This window comes from Acinetobacter sp. DL27 (assembly GCF_055810995.1).
In genome coordinates this window covers 2,435,176-2,459,936 of sequence record NZ_CM147947.1, presented here as the reverse complement: position 1 = coordinate 2,459,936, position 24,761 = coordinate 2,435,176, and the positions used below count along the sequence as shown (strand labels likewise).

Genomic DNA, 24,761 nt, shown 5'->3' with positions numbered 1-24,761 from the left:
AATCCCGCGATATACGCGGGATTTTTTATTCTAAAATGAATTATTTTGCAATTTTCGCCAATAACTCTTCTTTAGAAATGTTTACAGATTCAGCGTCACGACGGCCTTTATATTCAAAAGTACCTGCATCCAAGCCTTTCTCACCAATCACAATACGGTGAGGAATACCTGTAAGCTCAAGGTCTGAGAATTTCACGCCTGGACGTTCGTTACGATCATCCAGTAAAACATCATAACCTGCTGCCGTAAGTTCAGCGTACAGTGCTTCAGCTGCTTCTAAAGTACGTGGAGACTTATGTGCATTCATAGGCACAATGGCAACTTCAAATGGTGCAATAGCCATAGGCCAAATAATACCTTTTTCGTCAAAGTTTTGCTCAATTGCAGAGGCAACCACGCGTGTTACACCAATACCGTAACAACCCATGGTTACCGTAAATGGCTTACCATCTTCACCTAAAACTTTACAACCCAAAGCTTCTGAATACTTTTGACCAAGTTGGAAAATATGACCGACTTCGATACCACGTTTAATTTGCAGCGTACCTTTACCGTCTGGAGACGGATCACCTTCAACCACATTACGTAAGTCATACACTTCAGTGAACTGTGCATCACGTTCCCAGTTTAGACCAGTCACGTGTTTATCAACCTCATTTGCACCTGCAACAAAGTCAGACAGTACCGATGCAGCACGGTCAACAATGACCGTTAAGCCTTTTTCAACTAAGCCTTGTGGTCCACAGAAACCAGCGGTTAAACCAAGTGCAGTAAGTTGTTCTTCTGTTGCGAAAGTCAATGGTGATGCAATATGTGGATGCTTCTCCGCTTTAATTTCATTCAGCTCATGATCGCCACGTAAGAACAATGCCACTACCGGTGTTGCTTGGCCTTCTTCGGTTGCAATACCTTGCACTAACAAAGCTTTTACAGAGTATGAAGGATCAGATTTTAAGAAGTTAGAGACGTCTGCAATGGTTTTTTGATTTGGTGTATCGACAACTTCCAAAGCTTTGGTTGGAGCTGCACGTTCACCGACTAAAACGGCCTCAGCCATTTCAATATTTGCTGCATAGTCCGATTCAGTCGAGAAGGCGATATCATCTTCACCACTTGATGCTAATACGTGGAATTCATGTGAACCTGAACCACCAATTGAACCTGTATCGGCTTGTACTGGACGGAAATCTAAACCTAAACGGCTAAAGATTTTGCAGTACGCGCCATACATGATGTCATAGGTTTCTTGCAGTGATTCTTGGTTTGCGTGGAAAGAATAAGCATCTTTCATGATAAATTCACGTGAACGCATTACACCGAAACGTGGACGAATTTCATCGCGGAATTTGGTTTGTACTTGATAGAAGTTTGCAGGCAATTGTTTATAGCTTTTGAGTTCATTGCGCGCAAGATCGGTAATGACTTCTTCGTGGGTAGGACCAAGTACGAAAGGGTTGCCATGGCGGTCTTTAAAACGAAGCAGTTCAGGGCCGTATTGGACATATCGACCAGATTCTTCCCATAAAGATGCTGGCTGAGTTACGGGCATCAGGACTTCTAGTGAACCCGCATTGTTCATTTCTTCATGAACGATCGCTGCAACTTTATTTAATACGCGAACGCCCATCGGCAGCCAAGTGTATAAACCTGAAGCCAATTTACGAATCATCCCAGCACGTAGCATTAGTTGATGTGAAATCACTTCTGCGTCATTTGGGGTTTCTCTTAACGTTGCAAATAAAAAGCGACTCGCGCGCATGGAAACTGTCCTAAAATTTTAAACTTTGAAAGTCAAAGATTATACGATAAAAAATGAGGAGGCATGTCGACACCACCTCAGAAAAATGTTGATTATTATGACATGATTTTACGTACTTGACGCAGCATAAAGTTCTTAAAGTCATCTAAATAGGTGAAGATCACAGGAACCACCACCAAGGTCAGCAGTGTCGATGTAATGACACCGCCGATCACTGCATGTGCCATCGGTGCGCTTTGTTCACCACCTTCACCTAGCCCTAAAGCCAAAGGTACCATGCCCATTACCATGGCACTAGTAGTCATCAAAATAGGCCGTAAGCGTGTTTTACCCGCATCAATAATCGCTTGATAACGATCAACGCCGTGATCCATGGCTTTTTTAATGAAATCGATCAATAGAATTGCATTCTTCGTCACCAAGCCCATCAGCATGATAATGCCGATAATGGAAAACAAGTTCATGGTGGAGTTAAATAAGAAGAGCGCTAAAAACACCCCTACCAACGATAGGGGTAGGGAAGCCATAATCGCCGCAGGGTGAATAAAACTATTAAACTGCGAACCTAGCACAATATAAATAAACACAATGGATAAGGTAATAGCGGTCATGGCATAGCCTGCGGATTCAGCCATGTCTTTGTTTGAACCTTGTGTGTCAAAGCTATAACCTGCAGGAAGGTCAAAGTTGTCTTCAATTTTTTTAATATCTGCACCAATATCACCTGCAGGTCGACCTGCAGTGTTGGCTTCAACTAAGACTTCCCTTGCTAGATCGCGACGATTAATCTGCGATGCCCCCAGACTTTGTTCTAAATGCGCAACACTAGAAAGGGGAATCAATAAAGCTTGACCATTGGCATCCGTTTTTTGCGATGTGAGGTAAAGGTTTTGTACATCACTAGGTAAGCTACGTGCATTTTCAGTTAAGCGCAGGTTAACGTCATAGGTTTCACCTTTGTTGTCTTGCCATGTGGTGACATCATCCCCTGCAATCAGTGGTCGAATGACATTGGCAATTTGGTTGACCGATAGGCCCAAATCGCTGGCTAAGACCCGATTAATATGCACACCTAAAGTCGGTTTAGGGGCTTTAAGTGAGCTTTCCAAGTCGACAATGCCTTTGACTTGCGCAATTTCTGCCATAAAGCGGTCTGAAATTTTTTGCAATTCAGCTAAGTCTGGACCTTTGATGGAAATCATCACTGGCTTTTGTCCGCCCGATACCGTTTCATCTGCGGAGGCAATTGAGGTCACAGTAATGCCACCCACTTGTTGCAGGCGTTGGCGGAATTCATTGTTTAAGTCAGTTAAGCTTTTCATACGTTCTGTACGTGGCGTAACGGTTACGCGAATACTGACATGGTTTTTACCACGATCCGTAACGCCATTAATCACCGCATAAGTTGCTCGAACGTCAGGGTGCTGCTGAATAATTTTATCGACTTGAAGCAGTTTGGCTTGTGAATATTCCAAAGATGCATCGACAGGTGTTTCGAACTTAATCCGAATCTCACCTTTATCTGGAACAGGGACAAACTCTGTTCCAATCAGTTTAGATAAGCCTAATGCACCGAACAGTGAAGCCACAGCAATCATGAGGGTGATGAATCGGAAGCGCAGAGCAAGCTTGAGTAATTTCTCATAGCTATGGCTGAGATTATCTAGTTTGCCAGAAATCCAATTGAAGAAACGTTTGACTCGATTGGGTGGTTTATGTGGATTATGCTGTTCAGCCCAATGTGCAGATAGCATTGGATCTAAAGTAAAGCTGACAAACATTGAAATCAGCACAGCAGTACTTACGGTTACGCCAAACTGATAGAAAAAGCGACCGATAATACCGCCCATAAATGCCACAGGTAAGAACACCGCAACAATGGTTAAGGTGGTGGCTAAAACAGCAAGTCCAATTTCTTTGGTCCCATCAAGGGCTGCTGTGACAGGGTCTTTGCCCATGTCTGCATGTCGTACAATATTTTCACGGACCACAATCGCATCATCAATCAGTAGACCAATACTGAGTGATAGTGCCAGTAAGGTCATCATGTTGATACTAAAGCCAAAGATCCAAATAAACGTCAGAGTGCCAAGGAGGGCTATCGGCAAGGTCATGCCTGTAATGGTGGTGGAACGGAATGAGCCTAAAAACAGCAGGACAATCAAAACGGCAAGAGCCGCGCCTTCAATAATGGTACGTGCAACATCGGTGATGCTGTTACGAATGCCTTTGGATGAATCTACCACGACTTTTGCGGTGGTGCCTTCAGGCAACTGTTTTTGTATATCTGCTAAGGTCTCATAAGCACCGTCGACCACGTCAATCACATTTGAATCGGAACTGCGTAAAATATCAATCGCAACCGCGGTTTTACCATTTAAATAGGCACTTGACTCAAGTTCGGCTTGGTTGTCTGAAATGCTTGCAACTTGGCGCAAATAAATCGGTACACCATTTTTATTGGCAATCACCAAATCGCCAAAGGCTAAAGGATGAATCACTTTAGACTTTATCTCGACCACGAGTTCACTGTTACCATGTTTCAACGTTCCACCCGGAACCTCGACATTTTCAGCTTTTAGCGTGTTGATGATCTGGTCAATACCAATCCCAAAACTTTGTGATTTGTGGGGTTCAATCTGTATGCGAATTTGTCGCTTGGCATCACCCAACAAGTTGACGGTCCCAACACCAGAAACGGTTCTAAACTGTGGAACGATGCGCTGATCCAAATAAGAACTGAGCTCTTTCAGTGACATGTTTTGTGATTCAAATACAATTGACATCACGGCATTGGTAGAAGGATCGTAACGTTCAACAATCGGGTCTTGAATTTCATCTCGAAATTGAGCGGTGACCGGTGCAATTTTATCGCGGACATCTTGTGCGGCTATAGCAGAAGAAACATCGAGATCAAACTCAGCAATAATGGTCGATAAGCCTTCGCTAGACTGAGAAATGACCTGTTTTAAACCTGAAATGGTATTGATTTGATCTTCCATTTTCTTGGTGATTTCAGACTCCACCGTTTCAGGCGATGCCCCTGGATAGGTGGTATAAACCACCACGAAGGGGAAATCGACATCAGGAAACTCCTCAACCCCCATTCTTTGCCAAGAGGCTAAGCCCAAAACCATCAGACAGAACATCATCATGATGGTAAAAACAGGATATTTCACACTAATACGGGTTAACCACATAGCAACAACCTTTTCTTATTTTATGGATTGATTGTCACCATTTGATGCAAATCTTTTTCATTAAACTTTATACGACTGATGCGGTCGCCAGTTTGTAATCCCTGTACCACAGCACTGTTGTTGCTATAGCGTTGTTCCAATACTTTTATATGAACACGTTCAATTTTATTGTGGCGAATCACCCAAACATAAGGCGAATTTTGTATATCTTGAATGGTATCAAGCGGGATAATTTGGCCTGTGATGGACTGTGAACCAAGTATGTCGCCCTCCACAAAGGTCCCGATACTCAATGAATTAATACTTTCAATTGGCTGAGCAAAAAACTCAATTTGACGGCTTGCGGGGTCTGCAATCGGGGAAATACGAGTAAGCTTGGCTGTCAGTTTTTTGGGATTGCCTTGCAGACGATATTCAATTTTTTCTCCCAAACTTAAAGCGGCTTGTAGATCACTTGGAATTTTGGCCTGTATTTCTAAATGACTTGGGTCAATGATTTCAAAAAGGGTTTGTCCTGCAGATACCGTTTGTCCGGGTTCTACCTGACGTCGAATAATAACCCCTGAAATTGGGCTTAAAATAGTGCCATCGCGATCCGCCTTTTCGGCTATATCGACATTGGCTTGTTGTGTACGAACATTTTCTAATTGAGCTTGATAGTCCACAAGGCTTTGTTCATATTCCACTTTAGAAATAAAGCCCTGATCGAGTAAACGTTTTTTTCTTTGAACCATGCTTTTTGCAAGATTGGCTTGGGCTTGAGTTGATGCAAGATTGGCTTGAGCTTGGGCAAGACGCGCAGCATTATCTTGATTGTTCAATCGAACCAGTACTTGGCCTTTTTGAACGGCTTCTCCAACTTGAACTGAGACAGCGGTGGCTGTCGCTGTCACTTGAGCCTGAATGGAACTTTGATTGACGGCGCGAATACTACCAGTAAAGGCTGTACGTAGAATTGAAGGTCCTTCTTGGAACTGGATCAAGTCTTGTGCTATCAGCTCGATTTTAGCTGTAGACGAAGGAGGAGATGTGGCCTCGTCTTGTTTTTGGCAGGCAGAGAGGAGTAAGCACAAACATAGCGGACTGAGTTTAAAAATAGGGAGCACTTGGCGGCTTAATTTGTTTTTTATACGTAGTGCAGCCTGCATTGAGTCAAATCCTTTGGTCTAGCGGCGAAAGTCAGCACACTGTAAATAAAACGCAGATTATTCAAGTGTTTTTAAACGAGCAATAATTCTGTCGTATTCAGCCTTGGTATTACGATAGTGACTTTGTAACGATTGTATTTGCTCTTTTTTCATCACAATATTTTTGGAATTGTAATCAATCATATCTTGGAGTAGTTTCGGATTGCTTTTGCCTTTACGCATGTTCTCTTTTTCTTGGCGTAAGAACCCGATACGGTCATTCTGTAATTGTTTTAATTCATTTTGCTGGAATTGAATCTGCTTTAAGATATAAGAAAGGGCAGTATTGCGTTTTTGAGTGGCTACTTGGCTATTGGTATAAGCGCGTTTGAATTTAAGATCAGACTCGCGCTGCTTGGCTGCTGCTGCACGTTGTGGGGCATGTTGCGCATCTTTTTCTGCATTGTATGGGCGTGCCCGTTGAATCACTTGCATGTTGCTATCGAGTGCTTCATAACCATAACGAATATGGTTGGGCGTGACACTGCTACTGACGTTCGCGATGCCTTTACTGTCGTAATATCGATACCAGACTGCTTTAGGTGGATTGGCCATAATCGAGGTGGTCTGCAAACTTAGCAAAGCCAGCAAAATGACTTTCATAGTCATCCTTTTTTTCACGATCAAAGCAAGTTTGTGATTAAACTCCCTAAGCATCGATACCCCCAGTTTAAAGTTGACTAAATTACTTATTTACAAGCAATAAATAGTGCTATATTAGTCCTAAATTTAGGAATAAAAAATATAATCAGTCAAAAAAAAATCGACGGGTATGGGAAAGTGTGAAGCCGTTCTTAAAAAGAAGATGAAGTGTGGTTTTATGCGGAAACTGTTCGTTGAAAATATAAGTAAATATATGTTAAAAGTGTACGTAACTTGTAAAGCGTCTACGAATCTGTTTCTACAAACATTCTAAAAATGGGAAGGGTCATATTAAATGGACGATAAATTCCAGAATCTAAAAGTAATGGTCATTGATGATTCAAAAACCATTCGTCGTACAGCTGAAACATTATTGCAACGCGAAGGTTGTGAAGTGGTGACTGCAGTCGATGGTTTTGACGCATTGTCAAAAATTGCTCAAGCCAATCCTGATATCGTATTTGTCGACATTATGATGCCGCGTCTTGATGGCTATCAAACGTGTGCATTAATCAAAAACTCACAAAATTATCAAAATATTCCTGTCGTGATGCTCTCTAGCAAAGATGGTCTATTTGACCAAGCCAAAGGGCGTGTTGTCGGTTCAGATGAATATTTAACAAAGCCGTTTAGTAAAGATGAATTATTAAATGCGATTCGTAATCACGTTTCAGCATAAATAATATAAGTGTAATTGGGGAAAATTATGGCGCGTATTTTAATTGTGGATGACTCACCTACAGAGACATTCCGCTTTAAAGAAATTTTGGGGAAACATGGTTTTGAAGTGATTGAAGCGTCGAATGGTGCCGATGGTGTAACCATGGCTCAAGCTGAACTTCCTGATCTTGTGTTGATGGATGTGGTGATGCCAGGCGTTAATGGCTTCCAAGCAACCCGTCAAATTGCGCGTGGCGCAACAACAAAACACATTCCCGTAGTGATCGTCAGTACTAAAGACCAGGCTACGGATCGTGTATGGGGTAAGCGTCAAGGTGCGTGTGATTATTTAACTAAGCCTGTTGATGAAAACCAACTGATTGATGTGATTAAGCAACACCTGAACGCAGGATAAGCTCTATGGCAGCAAATGGATTTATCGAATTACTTCGACTTGCTAAACGTGGTAATAAAAACTACGTTTCAAACGAAAATGAGGTAAACCGCTGGTCGGGCATTGCTTTTGAGATGATGGGGCAATATTTCGTTGCGCCATTAGGTGAAGTTGCTGAGGTAATTTATCCTCCGAAATATACCTTAGTGCCAAATACTCAGCCTTGGGTTGTGGGTTTGGCCAATATTCGAGGACGTTTACTTTCTGTTGCCGATTTAGCGCACTATGTATCAGGGCATCGTAGTGCGTATTCACCGACTCAAAAAGTACTCTGTATTAGTCACAATGACCACTATGTCGGTTTAGTTGTAGATCAGGTTCTGGGGATTCAGCACTTTAATAAGAAAAGTTTCTTTTCTAAACATGAAGATTTAGATCGGAATTTAAAAGAATATTGCCAAGGGTATTTTCACCAACACAACCAACAATGGCATGTTTTCTTATTCAGTCGCTTATTAGACAATCCAAAGTATATGAACGCATCTATAAAATTTATAAATTAATATCATTGTCGCGCGCGAAATTATAAGGGCGTAAATCGGGGAGAAGCTGCATGGGCTTTAAACTTAAAAAGAAAAATACGGATGGAAGCAGTAACCGCTCAGGTGGAAATGCTTTAGTAGCAAAACTTCAATCACAGACGGAACAGTTTTCACGTGTATTTGGTGATAGTGAAAAGTCCAAGCCATTAATTTTGGGTGCGGCATTTTGTATCGTACTGGCAATTTTCTTACTGTTGTACCTATTCTATAGCGTACCTCGAAATAACGAATTCACCCGTAGCTTGGGTGATTTACGTCTTTTATCACAAACGATTTCGCGTCAGGCAACTGAAGCAACAGCATCAGGTACACCTGAAGCCATTAAAAAACTAACAGAATCACAAAAGTCTTTTGCTGAAAACTTAGAAACAGTAAAAGATATTCACCCGAGCACAGATGCACTGCGTGAGGTAGATGCACAGTGGAAAAAAGTTTCTGAAAATATTGATTTAATTGCATCACAACAAAAAATCATTAACCAACTTTACGATACAAACATCGCGATTAGTGAAAGTATTCCGGGGATTCAGGCCGAATACAACTTAATGGTTGACCAAATGGCACGTCAAAATGTGCCAGCCAACCAAGTCGTAATTGCAAAAAACCAAGTATTCATCGCAGAACGTATTTTACGTTCAATTGGTTCGGTATTAACCGGTTCAGACAACTCGCGTGAATCTGCGGATGACTTTAGCTCAGATACAGAAACCTTCGCGTCATACCTAAACGCACAGTTAAATGGTAGTGCGGACTTAGGTGTAGAGCGTATTAATGACCCTGAAATGCGTGACTCTTTAACCAGTATTCAATCTGAATATGATGATGTACTGAAGTCAGCAGCAGCAACAGTCTTAAAGAACTCATCACAAATCGTTAAAGTACGCCAAGCATCATCATCGATTTTTGAACAGTCGGATACTTTGTTAAGTAATTTGAATAAATTGTCAGGTGGTACAGGTTTAGCGATTGCAATTCCTGCCTTAGGTCTAATTCTAGCCCTGATTGCCTTCTTATTCTGCGTATTTAAATTACTCGTACTTCGTGGTGAATCTGATAAAAAACGTGTATCTCGTCTACAAGATGAATATGACCGTAACCAAAACGCGATTTTACGTTTACTGGATGAGATTGCCGATCTTGCAGATGGTGACTTGCGTTCATATGCAACGGTATCTGAAGACTTCACGGGTGCAATTGCCGATTCGATTAACTTCGCAATTGACCAATTACGAGACCTTGTTTCGCGTATTACTGAAACCTCTCAAGAGGTTGCACAATATACGGCAAGTACGCAGGGGATTACCAACCAGTTAGCCGAAGCATCTGAACACCAAGCGCAAGAAATTGCGGGTGCATCTGCCGCGATTAACGAAATGGCAATGTCAATTGACCAAGTATCTTCAAACGCTGAAGAATCAGCGGTGGTAGCAGAACGTTCAGTAAAAATTGCTGCAAATGGCGCGAACGTTGTAAACCGTTCAATTGAAGGTATGGATATCATTCGTGAGCAGATTCAAGAAACCTCTAAACGTATTAAACGTTTGGGTGAATCTTCGCAAGAGATTGGTAACATCGTTGCCTTGATTAACGATATTGCCGACCAAACGAACATCTTGGCTTTAAACGCAGCGATCCAAGCATCGATGGCAGGTGAAGCAGGTCGTGGTTTCGCCGTGGTTGCGGATGAAGTACAGCGTCTTGCAGAGCGTTCAGCTTCAGCAACCAAACAGATTGAAACACTGGTAAAAACCATTCAGACCGATACCAATGAAGCTGTAATTTCGATGGAACAAACCACGTCTGAGGTTGTACGCGGTGCGAACTTATCTAAGGATGCGGGTGTTGCACTGGATGAGATTCAAAACGTATCGGGTAATTTGGCGAAATTGATTGCAAACATTTCGGATGCAGCAAAGCTACAGTCTGCATCTGCAGGTCATATTGCAACCACGATGAACGTCGTACAAGAAATTACCTCACAAACCACCACTGCGACTTTCGATACAGCACGTTCGGTCTCTGAACTTGCGAACATGGCGGAAGCGTTACGTGAGTCTGTAACAGACTTTAAACTGCCTGATTAAGCACTTGCTTTGGGGAGGGTATGCTGCTCATCGCTTGAGTGGCATACCAAATCAGGATACACATCAACTCAATTAGCTTGAGCAAAAAGACTGGTTTGGGATGATGGTTATAATGAAGTTTATGCACCTTTTTTGGGTAGCTGACAACGCAAGAAGCCTTAGCTATGAAAGAAATATTAAAACATTTAGTTGAAACGACAACGCTTCCGGAAGATAGTTATCTAGATCAAGATGCAGAAATTCTTGAAATTTTTGTTGAAGAAATTGAAGAAATCTTCGTTGAGTTAGATCCATTATTTGAAAAGTGGTACGCTGAACCGACACATCAAGAAACCTTGTTGAGCATACGTCGTCACTTCCATACCTTAAAAGGCTCTGGTCGTATGGTGGGGGCAAAGTCAGCAGGTGAAACAGCGTGGGCAGTTGAAGATACCTTAAATCGTGTGATTTCAGGGGTTGTACCGCTCACAGCAACGGTTCAAAAATTTGCTAAAACAGTATTCAAACTGTATCAATTTAAACTGTATCCGACTTTTAAAGCGGTGCAGGAAATTGATCTTGATCTTCGTCCATTGGTTTTAATTGGACAACAATTACAACAAAATCAAAGTTTAGAACCTGCTCTAGAAGAGTTGCTACAACTGTCTAATCATCTAAATAGTAATGATGTCGTGACGGGATTAGAGTTGATTGATATTGAAGTTGCTGAACCTGAGCTACAAGTTGCAGATGCTTCTGAACAGGATGATCAAGTGCATGATGTCCTTGAAGAAACTTTAGCGATCTTCATTGAAGAAGCGGAAGACCATTTAGCGACTATCGATCAGTTCTTAAATGCAGATGAAACCAAGGTACAAGATTACAATGGTTTAATCCGTGCTTTACATACATTGCGCGGTAGTTCGTCTATGGCGCAAATTGAGCATGTCTTTAATGCCAGCTCAAAAGTTGAAAATCTATTTAAAACCTTGGTTCAAGAAGAGATCGTTTCTACTTCGAAGGAAATCTCTTTACTCACCCAATATGCTGAATTTGTACGTGACTATTTACATGTGCTTGGGCGTGGTACCAACGAACAGCTTGATGTAATTTATGCCACGTTTACTACAGCTTGGGATAACTATGGTTTCAGTATAGAAGACGTAGACGATGAACTGAACCCACAAGGTATGGTTTCGAAGCTGATCGAGTTAAATATTGATCTGCTGCTTGATGCCGAGTTTGAGTTTGATCAGCGGGCTAAGGTTGAATATCCAGACTATATTCAGCACTTAGGTGAACAAGCCAAACAATTGCTGGAATTCACCAATAACCGTGCTGCACAAGGAATTCATGACTTTACTTCTGAGTTATATGCTGGTTATCAAGCCTTACTGGAAAAGCCAGAATTACTCAATGTAGACTATGCATATGAGTTATTTGGTCAGGCACATCAAGAATTTATCCATTTATTTGACACTTTAGCAGCTGGTCAGCGTGTCATTCTGACTGAAGAAGTGCATAAAGTTCTGAATGAATTAATGGCCTTCGTACAGCAAGATGTTGAATCGACTTCGACGACGGTAATTGAACCTGTTGCTGAGGCTATTGTTTCTGGAAATACTTTACAACCAAGTCTTGATCTTGCGCAGATTTCGCAGCAAATTGCATCGGATCATCAGTACAAGCAATCGAATACGGCCAATACCGATTTTGATGATGATTTGCTCGATATCTTCTTGGAAGAAGCCGAAGAATTATTGATGGGGATGGATCAGGATCTCAATACTTGGTCTAAAAATGGCAATGATACCGCGGCACTCAATAATTTAATGCGTTATTTGCACACCTTAAAAGGTGGTGCCAATATGATTTCTGCACCTTTTATTGGTTCGATTGCACACGAATTAGAGTCTATTTATGAGCGTGTGATTCGTCAGCAAATTGCCACAACGCCACAGTTGATCAGCATCATTCGCTTAGTACAGGATGACGTCGCAGACCGAATTCAGGTCATTCGTACGGAGAAGGTTGATTACCCAGCAACAGCGACCATTAAGGTATTGCATAACATTCAGAGCTTAGTTGAGGGTACGGCTGTTACAACTACAGCATCTGAGCCTTTGGTTGAGGTGTTTGTTGCAGCAATTGAAGAGGCTCAGCCTCCAGTTCAAGAACCTTTATCTAATGTAGATAGAATAATTGAAGTTGAAACAGAAACAGCTGCTGTTGAGTCAGCAACTACGATTGAAGCGTCGAGTGTAGTTGAAAACACTGACGTTACTGTAGTTGAACAGCTAGATACTCCACCAGTTGCACAAGAAGCAATCAGCGTTGTTGAAGAAGCAGCTAGTCTTTTATCAATAGTAGAAGAAACCTTCTTGGAAGAAGCTGAAGAAATTTTAGCGACTACGGATGGCTTACTGAAACAGTGGACTGAACAACGTAGTGACCGTAGTGTGTTACTACAATTGCAACGTGCCGCGCACAGCTTAAAAGGCGGCGCACGTATGGCGGAGAATGAACCCGTTGGTGCGATTGCTTATGAGCTAGAAACTACATTTGAGCAATTTGCTGTACATAATTTCAGTTCAAACGTGTATGACCCATTATTGCAAACCGCATTTGAATGGTTAAAACAAGCCATCTTCAAACGTGATTTCAGTAATTATGATGGTCTGAAAAACAGCTTAGCATCTATTGATTATGTGGATGTGATTGCGCAATTACCGACGCGTGTAACTCAAATTGATTTACTCAATGCGGTACCAAGTTTTGAGTTTGTGCAGGGTGATGGTACTGAGCCGCCAGCAATGCTGGGTGAGTGGAAAGAAACGACTCACTTGGATGGTGGTAACGAGATGATCCGTATCTCAGCTGATTTGGTTGAGAAAATGATCGACCTGTCAGGTGAAAATGCGATTAACCGTTCACGTATTGAAATGGACTTAGGTCAACTCGGCAATACGTTGAATGAGATGGAGCTTGCCATTAAGCGTTTGGCGGATCAGTTACGTCGAATGGAAGGTGAGCTTGAGAGTCAAATTATTGCGAAGCACGGTTCTGAAAACTCGCGCTACGCAGACTTTGATCCCTTGGAAATGGACCAATATTCATCGCTCAATCAATTGTCTAAATCCTTAGCCGAATCAGCTTCGGATTTGGTCGACTTCAAGAGCACTTTGGCTGAGAAAATTCGTGATGCGGAAGGTTTGTTATTACAACAATCCCGTATTCAAGCAGAGATTCAAGAAAGCTTAATGCGGACACGTTTGGTGCCGTTTTCACGTATGTTGCCTCGTTTGCAGCGTATTGTGCGTCAGACCGCATCAACCTTGAACCGTCCAACGGAACTGGTCGTCCATAACACTGAAGGTGAGTTGGATCGTACAATTCTTGAACGTTTGGTTACGCCGTTTGAGCATATGCTACGTAACGCAATCGACCACGGTATTGAAGATGCGGAACAACGTAGTGCTGCGAAAAAATCAGCGACAGGCCAAATTGAACTAAACATTAGTCGTCAAGGTACGGATGTTATCGTCAGCTTTAAAGATGATGGTAAAGGTATTGATGAAAGTACGATTAAAGCGAAAGCGCTAAATTTAGGTTTAATTAAAGCCGATCAAGTGCTAGATAAACAGGAAATCTTACAGTTTATTTTCCATCCGGGTTTCAGTACAGCCAAAGAAGTGACGCAAATTTCTGGACGTGGTGTCGGTCTTGATGTGGTGCAAAGTGAAATTAAAGCACTGGGTGGACATGTCACGGTTGAATCGGAAATTGGATTCGGCACAACCTTCATTATTCGCGTACCGACTACGGTAGCGGTGAGCGATGCCTTGATGGTGAAAGCCGGTGATCAACAATATGCGATTCCATTGGCGCAGATTGATCGTATTGTGCGTATTGCTCCAACAGCATTGGATCACTATTTCCACAGCAAAGATGACCAATTCAAAATTGATGGTGTGAGTTATAAACTGCGCTATTTATCTGAGTTTTTATCCAATCAGCCGATTCCGCGTTTGAGTAATATTGGACATTCATTGCCGGTGTTGTTGATTAAAGGCAACAGTGGACAAACCATTGCATTATTAGTCGATCAGCTGATTGGTTCACGTGCGCAAATTGTAGTGAAGCCAGTTGGACAACAGTTTGCCAGCATTGGTGCAATTGCGGGTGCAACGATTTTGGGTGATGGCCATGTGTGTTTGATTTTAGATGGTCAGAACATTGCACGTCAGATTTTAAGCACCAAGCGTGTGACGCATGCAGCTGATCACCGTGACTTTGGTCGCCATCAGGATACGCGTCGTTTAGTGATGATTGTGGATGACTCAGTTACGGTACGTAAGGTCACATCGCGCTTATTAGAGCGTCAAGGCTTTGATATTGTAACTGCAAAAGACGGTGTCGATGCGATGGAGCAGCTGGAGAGCGTTAAACCAGACTTGATGTTGCTGGATATTGAAATGCCACGTATGGATGGTTTCGAAGTAACGAACTTGGTTCGTCACCACGAAATTCACCAGAATTTGCCGATTATTATGATTACATCGCGTACGGGTGAAAAGCACCGTGAACGTGCTTTCAGCTTGGGCGTGACACACTACATGGGCAAACCATTCCAAGAGGCAGAATTACTTGCCAACATTCAGCAGTTATTGGCTGAAAAGCAGGGGTAAATAAATGAATGCAAATGTTTCAAAGAATATGAGTGAGCAAATCAGTCAGCAAGAATTGCAATATCTGATTACAGTATCAACGGGTTTTATTGATGCTTATATCATTGAATGCCATGGAAAAAATGCCATGCTCTTGCCGCAAAATATTGTTCTGTCTGCGCTCGATAGTGATACACAGGTGAAAACAGTGGAATGGCATGATCTTCATCTGCCTGTTTATGCCATCAACCGTCCCGACCAAACGGAAGGCGTGGCGCTGGTGATTGAGGGGGATGATGCTTCTCAGCGCTTTGCTTTGATGTGTAATGAAATGCCGAAGTCAATTCGTTTGCGTATTTCTGAAATTGTTGATGATGAAAGCCCTGTGAATGATCCCACCATTTTCCAGCTAGTGCGTATGGGGGGTGAGACTTACCACATACCGAATTTAAATAAAATTCAGGCGAGTTTAGGTCTTTCTACTTAAGTTTGAATGCAATAAAAAAGGAACTCAATTGAGTTCCTTTTTTATATGGGTTTGTACGCTTATGCCAAAAGGCCTTCTAAAATTTGTTCGTAAATTTCAGCAAGCGGTTCAAGATCAGCCACATTCACATGCTCATCAATTTGATGGATGCTGGCATTGAGAACACCAAGTTCAAGTACTTGAGCACCTGTAGGAGCAATAAAGCGACCATCAGATGTTCCGCCTGAGGTTGAAAGCTCAGTTTCTACACCAGTCACATTACGAATAGCATTTTTAGCCGCATTCACCAACTCACCCACTGGCGTCAGGAATGGCAAGCCTGAATGTGTCCATTTAATGTCGTAGACTAAACCATGACGATCCAAAATTTCTAAAACACGTGCTTTTAATTCTTCAGCGGTCAATTCAGTTGAATAACGGAAATTGAAAGTCACGGTCATGGTACCTGGGACGACATTGGTTGCCCCTGTACCAGCTTGAATATTGGACACTTGGAACGACGTCGCAGGGAAGTATTCGTTGCCTTGATCCCAAACTGTATCACAAAGTTCAGCAACGGCTTTAGACGCCATGTGAATCGGGTTAATAGCCAAATGTGGATAAGCCACGTGACCTTGTTTTCCTTTAACTGTCAGTACTGCATTGAGTGAACCACGACGACCATTTTTAACAATATCACCCAGTTGATGGGTACTTGAAGGTTCACCCACCAAACACCACTTCATTTTTTCATTACGGGCTTCGAGTGTTTCGATCACTTTGACCGTGCCATTGATCGATGGGCCTTCTTCATCTGAGGTGATGAGGAACGCGATTGAGCCTTTATGATTTGGGTGTTTTGCAACAAAGCGCTCAGAAGCAACCACCATTGCGGCCAAGGCAGTTTTCATGTCTGCACTGCCACGACCATAAAGCTTGCCATCACGAATTTCAGGGGCAAATGGGTCTGAGTTCCAAGCATCTAAATTACCTGTAGGAACGACATCGGTATGACCAGCAAAGCAGAATACAGGTGCTTCAGTGCCTTTTCGTGCCCATAGATTATCAACATCATCAAAGCGCATAGATTCAATGTTGAAACCAATTTTTTCTAAGCGTTCAGCCATAATATTTTGACAGTTGTGGTCCACGGGGGTAACCGATGGCTGACGTAAAAGTTGGAGGCTTAAATCGAGAGTAGCAGAAGAGGTCATGCGCATTTCAAAGTCAATAAAACAGTCGGCACTATAATAGGCGATTAATCTCTGGAATGCGAAACTTAGCAATAAAAAAACCTTATCAATGGATAAGGTTTTGACACAAATATTGACTACTTGCGGATTTCATCTTGGGTTTTTTCAGCGGTATTTGATACAGCATTACCTGCTGAAGAGACATCTTCACCAATACCTTTGACGGTATTACAGCCGGCTAAAACAAAAAGCATAACTAATGAACTAGCAATAATTTTCTTCATTTCACTCTCCAAAATTTTGGTATTGTCATCAAATGATTTTGTTCTGATGTTTTTAAAGATTAAAAAATAAACACTTTAAACAATAGCATCGTTTTACAGGAGATGAGTAAGCGTATGTTGCGTTATGTATTTTTGTATAAAGTAACTTCTGCAAAATCAAGTTAAAATCAAATTTGGATTTCGGTACATATAAAACTGATTGTTTTGATTTTGTAAGTACAGGCCATTTGTCCACCAATGTGCATTTTGGCTGCTGATTTCTGCATTTGGGCAAATCCACTCTTGACGTTGTAGGCGATAGTAATTCAAGTCGGTCGTTGGAATGATGTTACCCCAAGTGCCCAGTCGGCGGTCTGGGTTGAGCCAATTGGGGAGGGCGTATTGGTTTAAAGCATCAACTGCTGTAAAACCATTTATTAGAGGGAGAAAAAGTTGCCCCTTTAAAACGGCAAAGCGCGTCTGAATGTCTGTGTCTAAAGCTTGCTGGAATTGAAACTGTTTATGGGTAAAGTGTTTTAATTTTCGATTTAAAGTGTCGGTACGATTCAACCCATACCATGTGGTTAAGCTTAGATCTGTTTCACCTAAATAATATTTCAGCGCGACTTCCCAATGCTCAATTTGATTGGTTTCGGTATTTTTAATTAAAAAGTCCAGCTCACCGGTAGTCCGTGCACCCTCAATGATTTGAATACTATGCCCCAATAATTCATAAGCATGATAGCGATGATCCAGTAACCAAAACCACATGAACATTTCAAAGCGCAGACCCAGGCGGGTACTTTTCAGTTGAGCTATAAAGTCTTCGAGTTCTTTCGGGTCTTGATCGAGCTGTTTAAGGCGAGGTAAATAGGTTTTAAAGTGCTGTTGCCATATATGTGAGGGATGAAAATGAAAAGCATGTTGTATATCGAGCTCTAGTGGCAACGCAGACAAAATGTTTGGACTTGCTACAGCAAAAGCCAACTGGCGAACCAATGGATGTTTGAATTGGAGCCAAGGTTCGAACAACTGATGCTGTGAAATGAGATGCATGTGAGTGCCTTAAAAAAGAAGCTAAATATGCAGAAGGACAACGGATAAAATTAAAAAACACTTTATACTACCGCAATTCGGTGCTCAGGAAAGTGGTATGAAAACGTTGTTTTGGCGTTGTTTAGTGGTGATCTTTGTCATCCTAGGCTTTATCGGTGCACTGTTGCCGGGTATGCCAACCACTGTTTTTCTGATCTTAGCTGCTTGGGCTGCATCTAAGGGCTGGCCACAAATGGATGCTTGGTTACTCAACCATCCTAAATATGGCGCAACGTTAAGAGCATGGCGTGCCAATGGCACTGTACCACGTAAAGCGAAATGGTTTGCCAGTATCATGATGTTGATCAGTGGGCTGATCATGCTATTGACCAATGCACCATTTTTGGTGAAATTATTTACCAATATCACCATGCTGCTTGTCGCAATATGGTTATGGTTACGCCCAGAACCCAATACGGTAATAGATAAAAAACAAATAGAGGACAACTGATGTCTTATGTAATTGCTGATGCAGACGTCTTGATTGATCTGGCTGAACAGACTTTAACGCTGCCTAAAAAGAATAAATTTTATCTGATCTCGTCAGGAAAAAATGGCATTGGCGAAGTTGAAAATAGTGGTAAAACGCCGCGAGGTTGGCATCTGGTTGCTGAGAAGCATGGTGCTGAGCAACCTCAAAATGCCGTTTTTATTGCTCGAAAGCCTACAGGTGAAGTATACGATACCGATTTAGCCAAGCAGTTTCCTGAGCGAGACTGGATTTTGTCTCGGATTTTATGGCTGAGTGGTTTAGAAGAGGGCTTCAATCGCGGGGAAGGCTGCGATACCTATCAACGTTATATCTATATTCATGGAACACCAGATAGTGAACCCATGGGGATGCCGATGTCGCATGGCTGTATTCGTATGCGTAATACGGATGTCATAGAGTTATTTGAACTAATTGATTGCAATGCACTGGTTTATATTTCCGAACATAAACTTGAAATCTAAAAATAGCTGTTAAAAAATGTGCAAGCTTATTTTATTGAGTATTCAGCGCTGTAATTTAAAATATGAATATTTAGTAGAAGAAGGGGATTAATCATAGAAAATCTGTATTTTGAGGAAAAGAAATTTAGCGAACAATCATTTTAATTTTCGCAAATATGTTAAATAACATACAGAAAATACTTGTTTTTATACCATTTGACCTATTTTTTAATCACTCGATTGCAAAAAAGTGAAAACAAGCCGAAAAGCGTTTGACAGCCTGTAAAGATTCTCTATAATGCACCTCACAAACGATAAAGACGTTAAGGGCGCTTAGCTCAGTTGGTAGAGCGTCTGCCTTACAAGCAGAATGTCGGCGGTTCGATCCCGTCAGCGCCCACCAAGCCTTTACGTTAAAGATCTTACGTGCAGCGGTAGTTCAGTTGGTTAGAATACCGGCCTGTCACGCCGGGGGTCGCGGGTTCGAGCCCCGTCCGCTGCGCCACTTAAGATTTTTAATATTGTTTGTACCACATTAGTGACTTTGTGTAAGTGCAGCGGTAGTTCAGTTGGTTAGAATACCGGCCTGTCACGCCGGGGGTCGCGGGTTCGAGCCCCGTCCGCTGCGCCATTTATACAAAATCCTTAATGAGGGCGCTTAGCTCAGTTGGTAGAGCGTCTGCCTTACAAGCAGAATGTCGGCGGTTCGATCCCGTCAGCGCCCACCAGATTTTTTGCGATGCAGCGGTAGTTCAGTTGGTTAGAATACCGGCCTGTCACGCCGGGGGTCGCGGGTTCGAGCCCCGTCCGCTGCGCCATTCAAAGAATCGATTAAATTTAAGTTCCTGAGCTTAAGTTTAAAAACTAAGACTGACAATCTTAATCAGGGCGCTTAGCTCAGTTGGTAGAGCGTCTGCCTTACAAGCAGAATGTCGGCGGTTCGATCCCGTCAGCGCCCACCATATTTTACGACGCAGCGGTAGTTCAGTTGGTTAGAATACCGGCCTGTCACGCCGGGGGTCGCGGGTTCGAGCCCCGTCCGCTGCGCCATTTAAAATATAAATTTAAGTCCCTGAGCTTAAATTTGAACACTAAGACTGACAATCTTAAATCAGGGCGCTTAGCTCAGTTGGTAGAGCGTCTGCCTTACAAGCAGAATGTCGGCGGTTCGATCCCGTCAGCGCCCACCATATTCAAGCTGTAAAGCTTAATGACCCTAATTGCATTCGCAATTACCGTTGCAGCGGTAGTTCAGTTGGTTAGAATACCGGCCTGTCACGCCGGGGGTCGCGGGTTCGAGCCCCGTCCGCTGCGCCATTTTCTAGATCCCTTGTGCTAGTAAATGGAATCAAGCAAGATTTCTTTCTTGCATCATAAAAATAGCGTCGCTATTTTTATTTCTCAAGGGCGCTTAGCTCAGTTGGTAGAGCGTCTGCCTTACAAGCAGAATGTCGGCGGTTCGATCCCGTCAGCGCCCACCATATTCCCTTATCGTAAAAACCTTGCTTATCTCAAGCTGTTTTCATACACTTCTGTGCAATAATAATTTTAAAATATGACAGATTTATGAGAAACCCATATCAACGCAAAGCTGCGTCTAAAAACCAAAATACTGCTTACGATCCTCTTGAAATCTATCGTCTTTTTATCGAAACGATCGTGCATCAAGGTTATGTTATTGCCTTATATCAAGATGGCTGGGCTTTATGTGCCACGCCAACCGGTCAACGTTCTTTTGCGATGTGGCAGAGTAAAGGTTTAGCGCAGCTTTTAGTGAAAGATAATTGGGCGGGTTACGAAATCCAAAGTATTGGTCTTAGCGATTTAGTCGAAAAAGTGATTCCATTCCTACGTTCAGAAAAAACCACGGTCTCGATGAATTTAAGCCCAGAAGGGCAAAATGTTTTGGTTGCTCCAGAAAAATTATTATTAGATATCAAAAACTATTTATATCAATTTTCAATGCAGAAGCCTGAATTATTTAAACAATTACAATTACCATCGCCACGGACAATTCGCCTCCATTAATTCAAGATGATCCCATTTTAGTATTCATTGAGTAGCCAACCACTCCAATATGCAAAATACTCACGTAACCATGCATTATAGCGAGTGGCAAGAGGTGTCTGAGCGCTGATCATGATAGGCATTTGATAACCCTGACGTATGGCTATAGCACGACTACGGGGGATATGAAAATCACTGGTCACAATAGCAATCGGTTGCTGGAGAGAAATATGCTGTTTGGCTAAAATCTTTTTGCTATTGATCAGATTTAACTCAGTACTGGTGCTTTGATCTTCGGTATAAATACGCTGTGCTGGGATATGGTGTACATCAATCAGATATTGTCGCATTGCTTCAGCTTCACTATTTTTTTGCTGAAAGGAGAGGCCGCCACTGACGACCATAATACTGTTGGGATGGTGTTTGGCATAGCTTGCCGCTTGATCTAAACGGCTGGCCAATGTTGGACTCGGTTTGCCATGCTTCAGACCACTCCCAAGAACTACAATAGCGGGTGCAGCGACATGAGGGGTATTTTGTTGATTTGAAAACCCTAAAAAGACGAAGAAAATGACTAAGCTAAAAACCCAAACAAAGAAAATTGCCCAAGCCCAACGCCATATTGATTGTCTGATTGTAGTGGTTTGAATATAGGCGATAAGTTTAGGATAAGCCAGTGCATAAATGATTAGACCTAGTCCAATCAATAAGGGCAAGAGGGTGCCAAAATTAAAGCGTAGTTGTAAAACAAAATACAAGCCGTCTGCGAACAGTAATGACCCGATAATAAAACTAATGACTCTTTTTGATTTTTGCATATAGGCTTGTGGGTTATCGTTTGCATGATTCTAGCAAATTTACGCATGAAAAAACCGAGCGCTGTGGCTCGGTTTTTTCATTTAGACTTAGTGTTTAGTAAACATCGCGACGATAACGACCTTCTTGACGGAGTTGATCTAATTTTTCTTCGCCTAAGATTTCAATTAGGGCAGCATCGACATCGCTCGCCATACCATTAATGCTACCGCAGACATAAATTACGGCACCATTTTCAACCCATGTTTTAAGCTCAGTGGCTTGTTCACGCAGTTTATGGTGTACATAGACTTTCTCTGCCTGATCTCGCGAGAACGCTAAATCTAAGCGTTGTAGCATGCCTGTGGTTTGCCACGCTTCAATCGTACTTTGATAGAAGAAATCATGTTCACGTTGACGCTCACCAAAGATCAACCAGTTTTGCGTATAGTCTAGGCGGGTACGTGCATGGAGTAGACTCATTAAGCCTGCGATGCCTGTGCCGTTACCAATACAAATGATAGGACGGTTGTCATTGATCAAGTGGAATGATTCATTGGTACGAATACGTAGTGCGATAGGTTGCTGAAGCTCGGCATGTTGGGTTAACCAACCAGAACCTAAGCCCAGTTCACCTGCTGAATCTTGCTGTTGGCGCACGACCAAACGTAACACTTGTTGAGTTGGTACACTTGCAATCGAGTATTCACGTGTAGGTAAAGGGCTCAACTGTTCCAGTAAATGTTCCAAATTGGCAAAAGGCTCAATCTCTGTGTTGAGGTTCTTATCCCAAAGCGCTTGCTCAATCGAAATGGCTAAAGACTCAACGATGCTCTGTGCTGCAATGTGATGCTTTTGCATAAAGGCTTGGATACGTGCGGTGCTGTTACCTGGCTGAACCTCAGCAATGTCACCCGCTTGCCATGTTGCATCGAAGTTGGTTTTTAGCTCAATATTATAAGCATGTGCTCCGACACTATTTGGATTGAGTACTTCACGTTGTGCCAGGTTCCATTGATCAAAGGTTTTGTCAATATTCATGGCTTGAAGCTCAAGTTTGGTTGCAGAGGCAAGAGCACTGTTCCAACGTTGAATATCGTTGTTATCTGCGTTGTTGACTTCAATCGTTTCAAACAAAGCATGTGCGCCATTGGCTTTTAACCAACTATCAATGCGATGTCCAAAACTACAATAGGAGTCAGGATATTCTTGAGAGCCTAAAGCCAACACGGCATAGTGAAGGTGTGACAAATCCAAAGTTGTATTTAAAAATTTCTTTTCAAAACTACTGGCTAAGTCAGGTGCTTCACCCGTGCCATAAGTACTTGCAACAAAAAGCACTTGCTCAGCAGCTTTTAAGTCATCCTGTGTTAAGTGTTGTACAGCTTTAACACTTACAGGTTGTCTTGCTTCTTGTAAGCTGGTTGCAGTACGCCAAGCGATTTGCTCAGAAACACCTGTTTGTGTTGCATAAGCAATGAGCCATGGTTTCGCATGTGGATCAACCTGAACATTCAAAGCTCCACCACGAGCTTGCTGAGTGAGTTTCTTTTGCTTACGACGTTTTAGATATAGCATCCAACCGGTTACAAAGAACAGTGGCATCATCAGTGATGCAAACATGGCAAAGAATTGATAAATTGGGCCAAAGAAGCTACCACGGTGTACAGGAAGCATACTGCTCATGATTTTTTCATTCAGCTTCTTCTGCTCATACAACTCCATTTTTTCAATTTTTGCAGTTTGATAGTTGAAGACCGCTGAGTTTCGCGCCCGCTCATGTTGTGGAATTGCATCTACAAATGAAAGCTCAAGTGTACCATCGGGCTTTTTCGGAATATTTAGGGTCAGGGTTGAATAGTCTCGACCAACTTGTGCATTAAATCCTGTCCACGTTTGGGTTAAAGCAATTTGTACTTGTTCTGGAGATAAGCCTTTACGCTCACCATGTTGTTCGCCTTGACCTCGTTCACCACGGGCTGTGTGCTCACCTTGTGGGCCGCCACGACCTTGCTCACGTGATTCTCCACCACGAGCACCAGCCTGTTCGTCACGTGGGCCTTGAGCTGCACCAGCATTTGGACGGGGCCCTTCTTGCATTTGTGCTTGTGGGCGTTCAACGCCGAGGACTTTAAACATGCCATCGCGCCACCAATCATAAGACCAGTACAGTCCTGTACAGGCCAAGATCAGATAAAAAATCACTACCCAAGTACCAACAACAGCATGCAAATCCCAAATGAAGTTGCGTCCTTTCAATTTAGGTTTAATAAAAAACCATTGTTTGATGGAATGACGTTTGGGCCAACGTAAGTACAGGCCACTCAACACAAAGAAAATAAGCATGAGGGTACAAGCGCCAGTAATTTGTTTACCGACAGGACCGACAGTTAAATTACGGTGCAACTGTTGAATAAAGTTAAAAAACTCACGGCCTTTAACTTCGGGTAGGACTTCAGCAGTATACGGGTTCACCATCATGTTATAACCACGACGTGCGCCTTCTTTCTCGATATTGACCGTACTTGAAGTGGTTGACTCTTGAGCAATCGTAATACTATTGATCTTGATGGCAGGATCTTGTTTTTGGAAATGTAGATACAGCTCAGCAGGGGTTAATTTATTGTTTTGTGTTGCTTGAACGGTATAGCTATCTGGGTTCATCCATTTTAAGATTTGTTGTTCATAAGAATAGATGGCCCCTGTGACGCCCATAAGCCACAGGATAAGACCCGCAGTGATTCCCAAAAACCAATGCACTTGGAAAAATGTTTTTTTAAACATGGCGATACTTAATGGTGAGCGATTTGTTGTGCGGAAATTATACCTGAAGAT

The 24,761-nt window shown here is 42.4% G+C and carries 18 protein-coding genes and 10 tRNA genes; 19 read left to right on the top strand and 9 right to left on the bottom strand.

What is annotated here, in order from left to right:
* Nucleotides 1-40 precede the first annotated feature (40 nt).
* From AC0KVP_RS11935 to AC0KVP_RS11920, 4 genes are all read right to left on the bottom strand, one after another.
* Nucleotides 41-1,759, bottom strand: a complete 1,719-nt coding sequence (locus tag AC0KVP_RS11935; RefSeq protein ID WP_473336872.1) for a proline--tRNA ligase — start codon at nt 1,757-1,759, stop codon at nt 41-43.
* Nucleotides 1,760-1,854: 95 nt separating this feature from the next.
* A complete protein-coding gene (locus AC0KVP_RS11930; protein ID WP_473336870.1) occupies nt 1,855-4,959 on the bottom strand; it encodes an efflux RND transporter permease subunit in 3,105 nt (1,034 codons plus the stop codon).
* Between the two features lie 20 nt (nt 4,960-4,979).
* The gene (locus tag AC0KVP_RS11925; protein ID WP_473336868.1) at nt 4,980-6,107 is read right to left on the bottom strand and encodes an efflux RND transporter periplasmic adaptor subunit; all 1,128 of its coding nucleotides are present in this window, start codon (nt 6,105-6,107) and stop codon (nt 4,980-4,982) included.
* A gap of 57 nt (nt 6,108-6,164) precedes the next feature.
* Complete coding sequence (locus tag AC0KVP_RS11920; protein ID WP_473336866.1) at nt 6,165-6,803, bottom strand: hypothetical protein; 639 nt, start codon at nt 6,801-6,803, stop codon at nt 6,165-6,167.
* Nucleotides 6,804-7,083: 280 nt separating this feature from the next.
* On the opposite strand from AC0KVP_RS11920, the gene pilG reads away from it, so the two are divergent.
* From pilG to AC0KVP_RS11890, 6 genes are all read left to right on the top strand, one after another.
* The gene (gene pilG, locus AC0KVP_RS11915) at nt 7,084-7,467 is read left to right on the top strand and encodes a twitching motility response regulator PilG (RefSeq protein WP_004694493.1); all 384 of its coding nucleotides are present in this window, start codon (nt 7,084-7,086) and stop codon (nt 7,465-7,467) included.
* A 27-nt stretch (nt 7,468-7,494) separates the two neighbouring features.
* Complete coding sequence (locus tag AC0KVP_RS11910) at nt 7,495-7,863, top strand: response regulator (protein ID WP_004694491.1); 369 nt, start codon at nt 7,495-7,497, stop codon at nt 7,861-7,863.
* A 5-nt stretch (nt 7,864-7,868) separates the two neighbouring features.
* Nucleotides 7,869-8,405, top strand: coding sequence for a chemotaxis protein CheW (locus AC0KVP_RS11905; RefSeq protein WP_004694490.1), 537 nt, complete (start codon nt 7,869-7,871; stop codon nt 8,403-8,405).
* A 50-nt stretch (nt 8,406-8,455) separates the two neighbouring features.
* A complete protein-coding gene (locus AC0KVP_RS11900) occupies nt 8,456-10,528 on the top strand; it encodes a methyl-accepting chemotaxis protein (protein ID WP_473336864.1) in 2,073 nt (690 codons plus the stop codon).
* A gap of 164 nt (nt 10,529-10,692) precedes the next feature.
* Nucleotides 10,693-15,195: a hybrid sensor histidine kinase/response regulator gene (locus tag AC0KVP_RS11895; protein WP_473336861.1), complete on the top strand. Its 4,503-nt coding sequence runs from the start codon at nt 10,693-10,695 to the stop codon at nt 15,193-15,195.
* Between the two features lie 4 nt (nt 15,196-15,199).
* Nucleotides 15,200-15,661 (top strand): hypothetical protein, encoded by a 462-nt coding sequence (locus AC0KVP_RS11890; RefSeq protein WP_473336859.1) that lies wholly within the window; start codon nt 15,200-15,202, stop codon nt 15,659-15,661.
* Nucleotides 15,662-15,720: 59 nt separating this feature from the next.
* Here AC0KVP_RS11890 and dapE read toward each other — a convergent pair whose 3' ends face one another.
* From dapE to AC0KVP_RS11875, 3 genes are all read right to left on the bottom strand, one after another.
* Entirely contained in the window at nt 15,721-16,854 is a 1,134-nt protein-coding gene (gene dapE / locus AC0KVP_RS11885; RefSeq protein ID WP_242760200.1) for a succinyl-diaminopimelate desuccinylase, read from the bottom strand.
* 116 nt (nt 16,855-16,970) lie between these two features.
* Nucleotides 16,971-17,117 (bottom strand): entericidin A/B family lipoprotein, encoded by a 147-nt coding sequence (locus AC0KVP_RS11880; protein ID WP_126035781.1) that lies wholly within the window; start codon nt 17,115-17,117, stop codon nt 16,971-16,973.
* A gap of 156 nt (nt 17,118-17,273) precedes the next feature.
* Complete coding sequence (locus AC0KVP_RS11875; protein ID WP_473336857.1) at nt 17,274-18,152, bottom strand: DUF1853 family protein; 879 nt, start codon at nt 18,150-18,152, stop codon at nt 17,274-17,276.
* 97 nt (nt 18,153-18,249) lie between these two features.
* Here AC0KVP_RS11875 and AC0KVP_RS11870 point away from each other — a divergent pair, with 97 nt between their 5' ends.
* The 13 genes from AC0KVP_RS11870 (at nt 18,250) to AC0KVP_RS11810 (ending at nt 21,152) form a co-directional block, all read left to right on the top strand.
* A complete protein-coding gene (locus tag AC0KVP_RS11870; protein WP_473336855.1) occupies nt 18,250-18,642 on the top strand; it encodes a YbaN family protein in 393 nt (130 codons plus the stop codon).
* The gene (elsL, locus tag AC0KVP_RS11865; protein ID WP_473336853.1) at nt 18,642-19,145 is read left to right on the top strand and encodes a cell wall-recycling L,D-carboxypeptidase ElsL; all 504 of its coding nucleotides are present in this window, start codon (nt 18,642-18,644) and stop codon (nt 19,143-19,145) included. Before AC0KVP_RS11870 ends, elsL begins: the two co-directional genes overlap by 1 nt.
* Before the next feature lie 306 nt (nt 19,146-19,451).
* Nucleotides 19,452-19,527, top strand: a tRNA-Val gene (locus AC0KVP_RS11860).
* Nucleotides 19,528-19,552: 25 nt separating this feature from the next.
* A tRNA-Asp gene (locus tag AC0KVP_RS11855) sits at nt 19,553-19,629 on the top strand.
* A gap of 49 nt (nt 19,630-19,678) precedes the next feature.
* Nucleotides 19,679-19,755 (top strand) — tRNA-Asp (locus AC0KVP_RS11850).
* A gap of 21 nt (nt 19,756-19,776) precedes the next feature.
* Nucleotides 19,777-19,852 (top strand) — tRNA-Val (locus tag AC0KVP_RS11845).
* Nucleotides 19,853-19,865: 13 nt separating this feature from the next.
* A tRNA-Asp gene (locus tag AC0KVP_RS11840) sits at nt 19,866-19,942 on the top strand.
* A gap of 68 nt (nt 19,943-20,010) precedes the next feature.
* Nucleotides 20,011-20,086, top strand: a tRNA-Val gene (locus tag AC0KVP_RS11835).
* A gap of 11 nt (nt 20,087-20,097) precedes the next feature.
* Nucleotides 20,098-20,174 (top strand) — tRNA-Asp (locus AC0KVP_RS11830).
* A 64-nt stretch (nt 20,175-20,238) separates the two neighbouring features.
* Nucleotides 20,239-20,314, top strand: a tRNA-Val gene (locus tag AC0KVP_RS11825).
* Between the two features lie 50 nt (nt 20,315-20,364).
* Nucleotides 20,365-20,441, top strand: a tRNA-Asp gene (locus AC0KVP_RS11820).
* A gap of 88 nt (nt 20,442-20,529) precedes the next feature.
* Nucleotides 20,530-20,605: transfer RNA gene (locus tag AC0KVP_RS11815), tRNA-Val, on the top strand.
* Between the two features lie 85 nt (nt 20,606-20,690).
* Nucleotides 20,691-21,152, top strand: a complete 462-nt coding sequence (locus tag AC0KVP_RS11810; protein WP_473336851.1) for a DUF2750 domain-containing protein — start codon at nt 20,691-20,693, stop codon at nt 21,150-21,152.
* Between the two features lie 17 nt (nt 21,153-21,169).
* Here the strand turns inward: AC0KVP_RS11810 and AC0KVP_RS11805 are convergent, their stop codons facing one another.
* Both AC0KVP_RS11805 and AC0KVP_RS11800 read right to left on the bottom strand, forming a co-directional pair.
* Complete coding sequence (locus AC0KVP_RS11805) at nt 21,170-21,949, bottom strand: YdcF family protein (RefSeq protein ID WP_473336849.1); 780 nt, start codon at nt 21,947-21,949, stop codon at nt 21,170-21,172.
* 94 nt (nt 21,950-22,043) lie between these two features.
* Nucleotides 22,044-24,710 carry a PepSY domain-containing protein gene (locus AC0KVP_RS11800; protein WP_473336847.1) on the bottom strand — a complete coding sequence of 889 codons (2,667 nt, stop codon included), beginning with the start codon at nt 24,708-24,710 and terminating at the stop codon, nt 22,044-22,046.
* Nucleotides 24,711-24,761 lie beyond the last annotated feature (51 nt).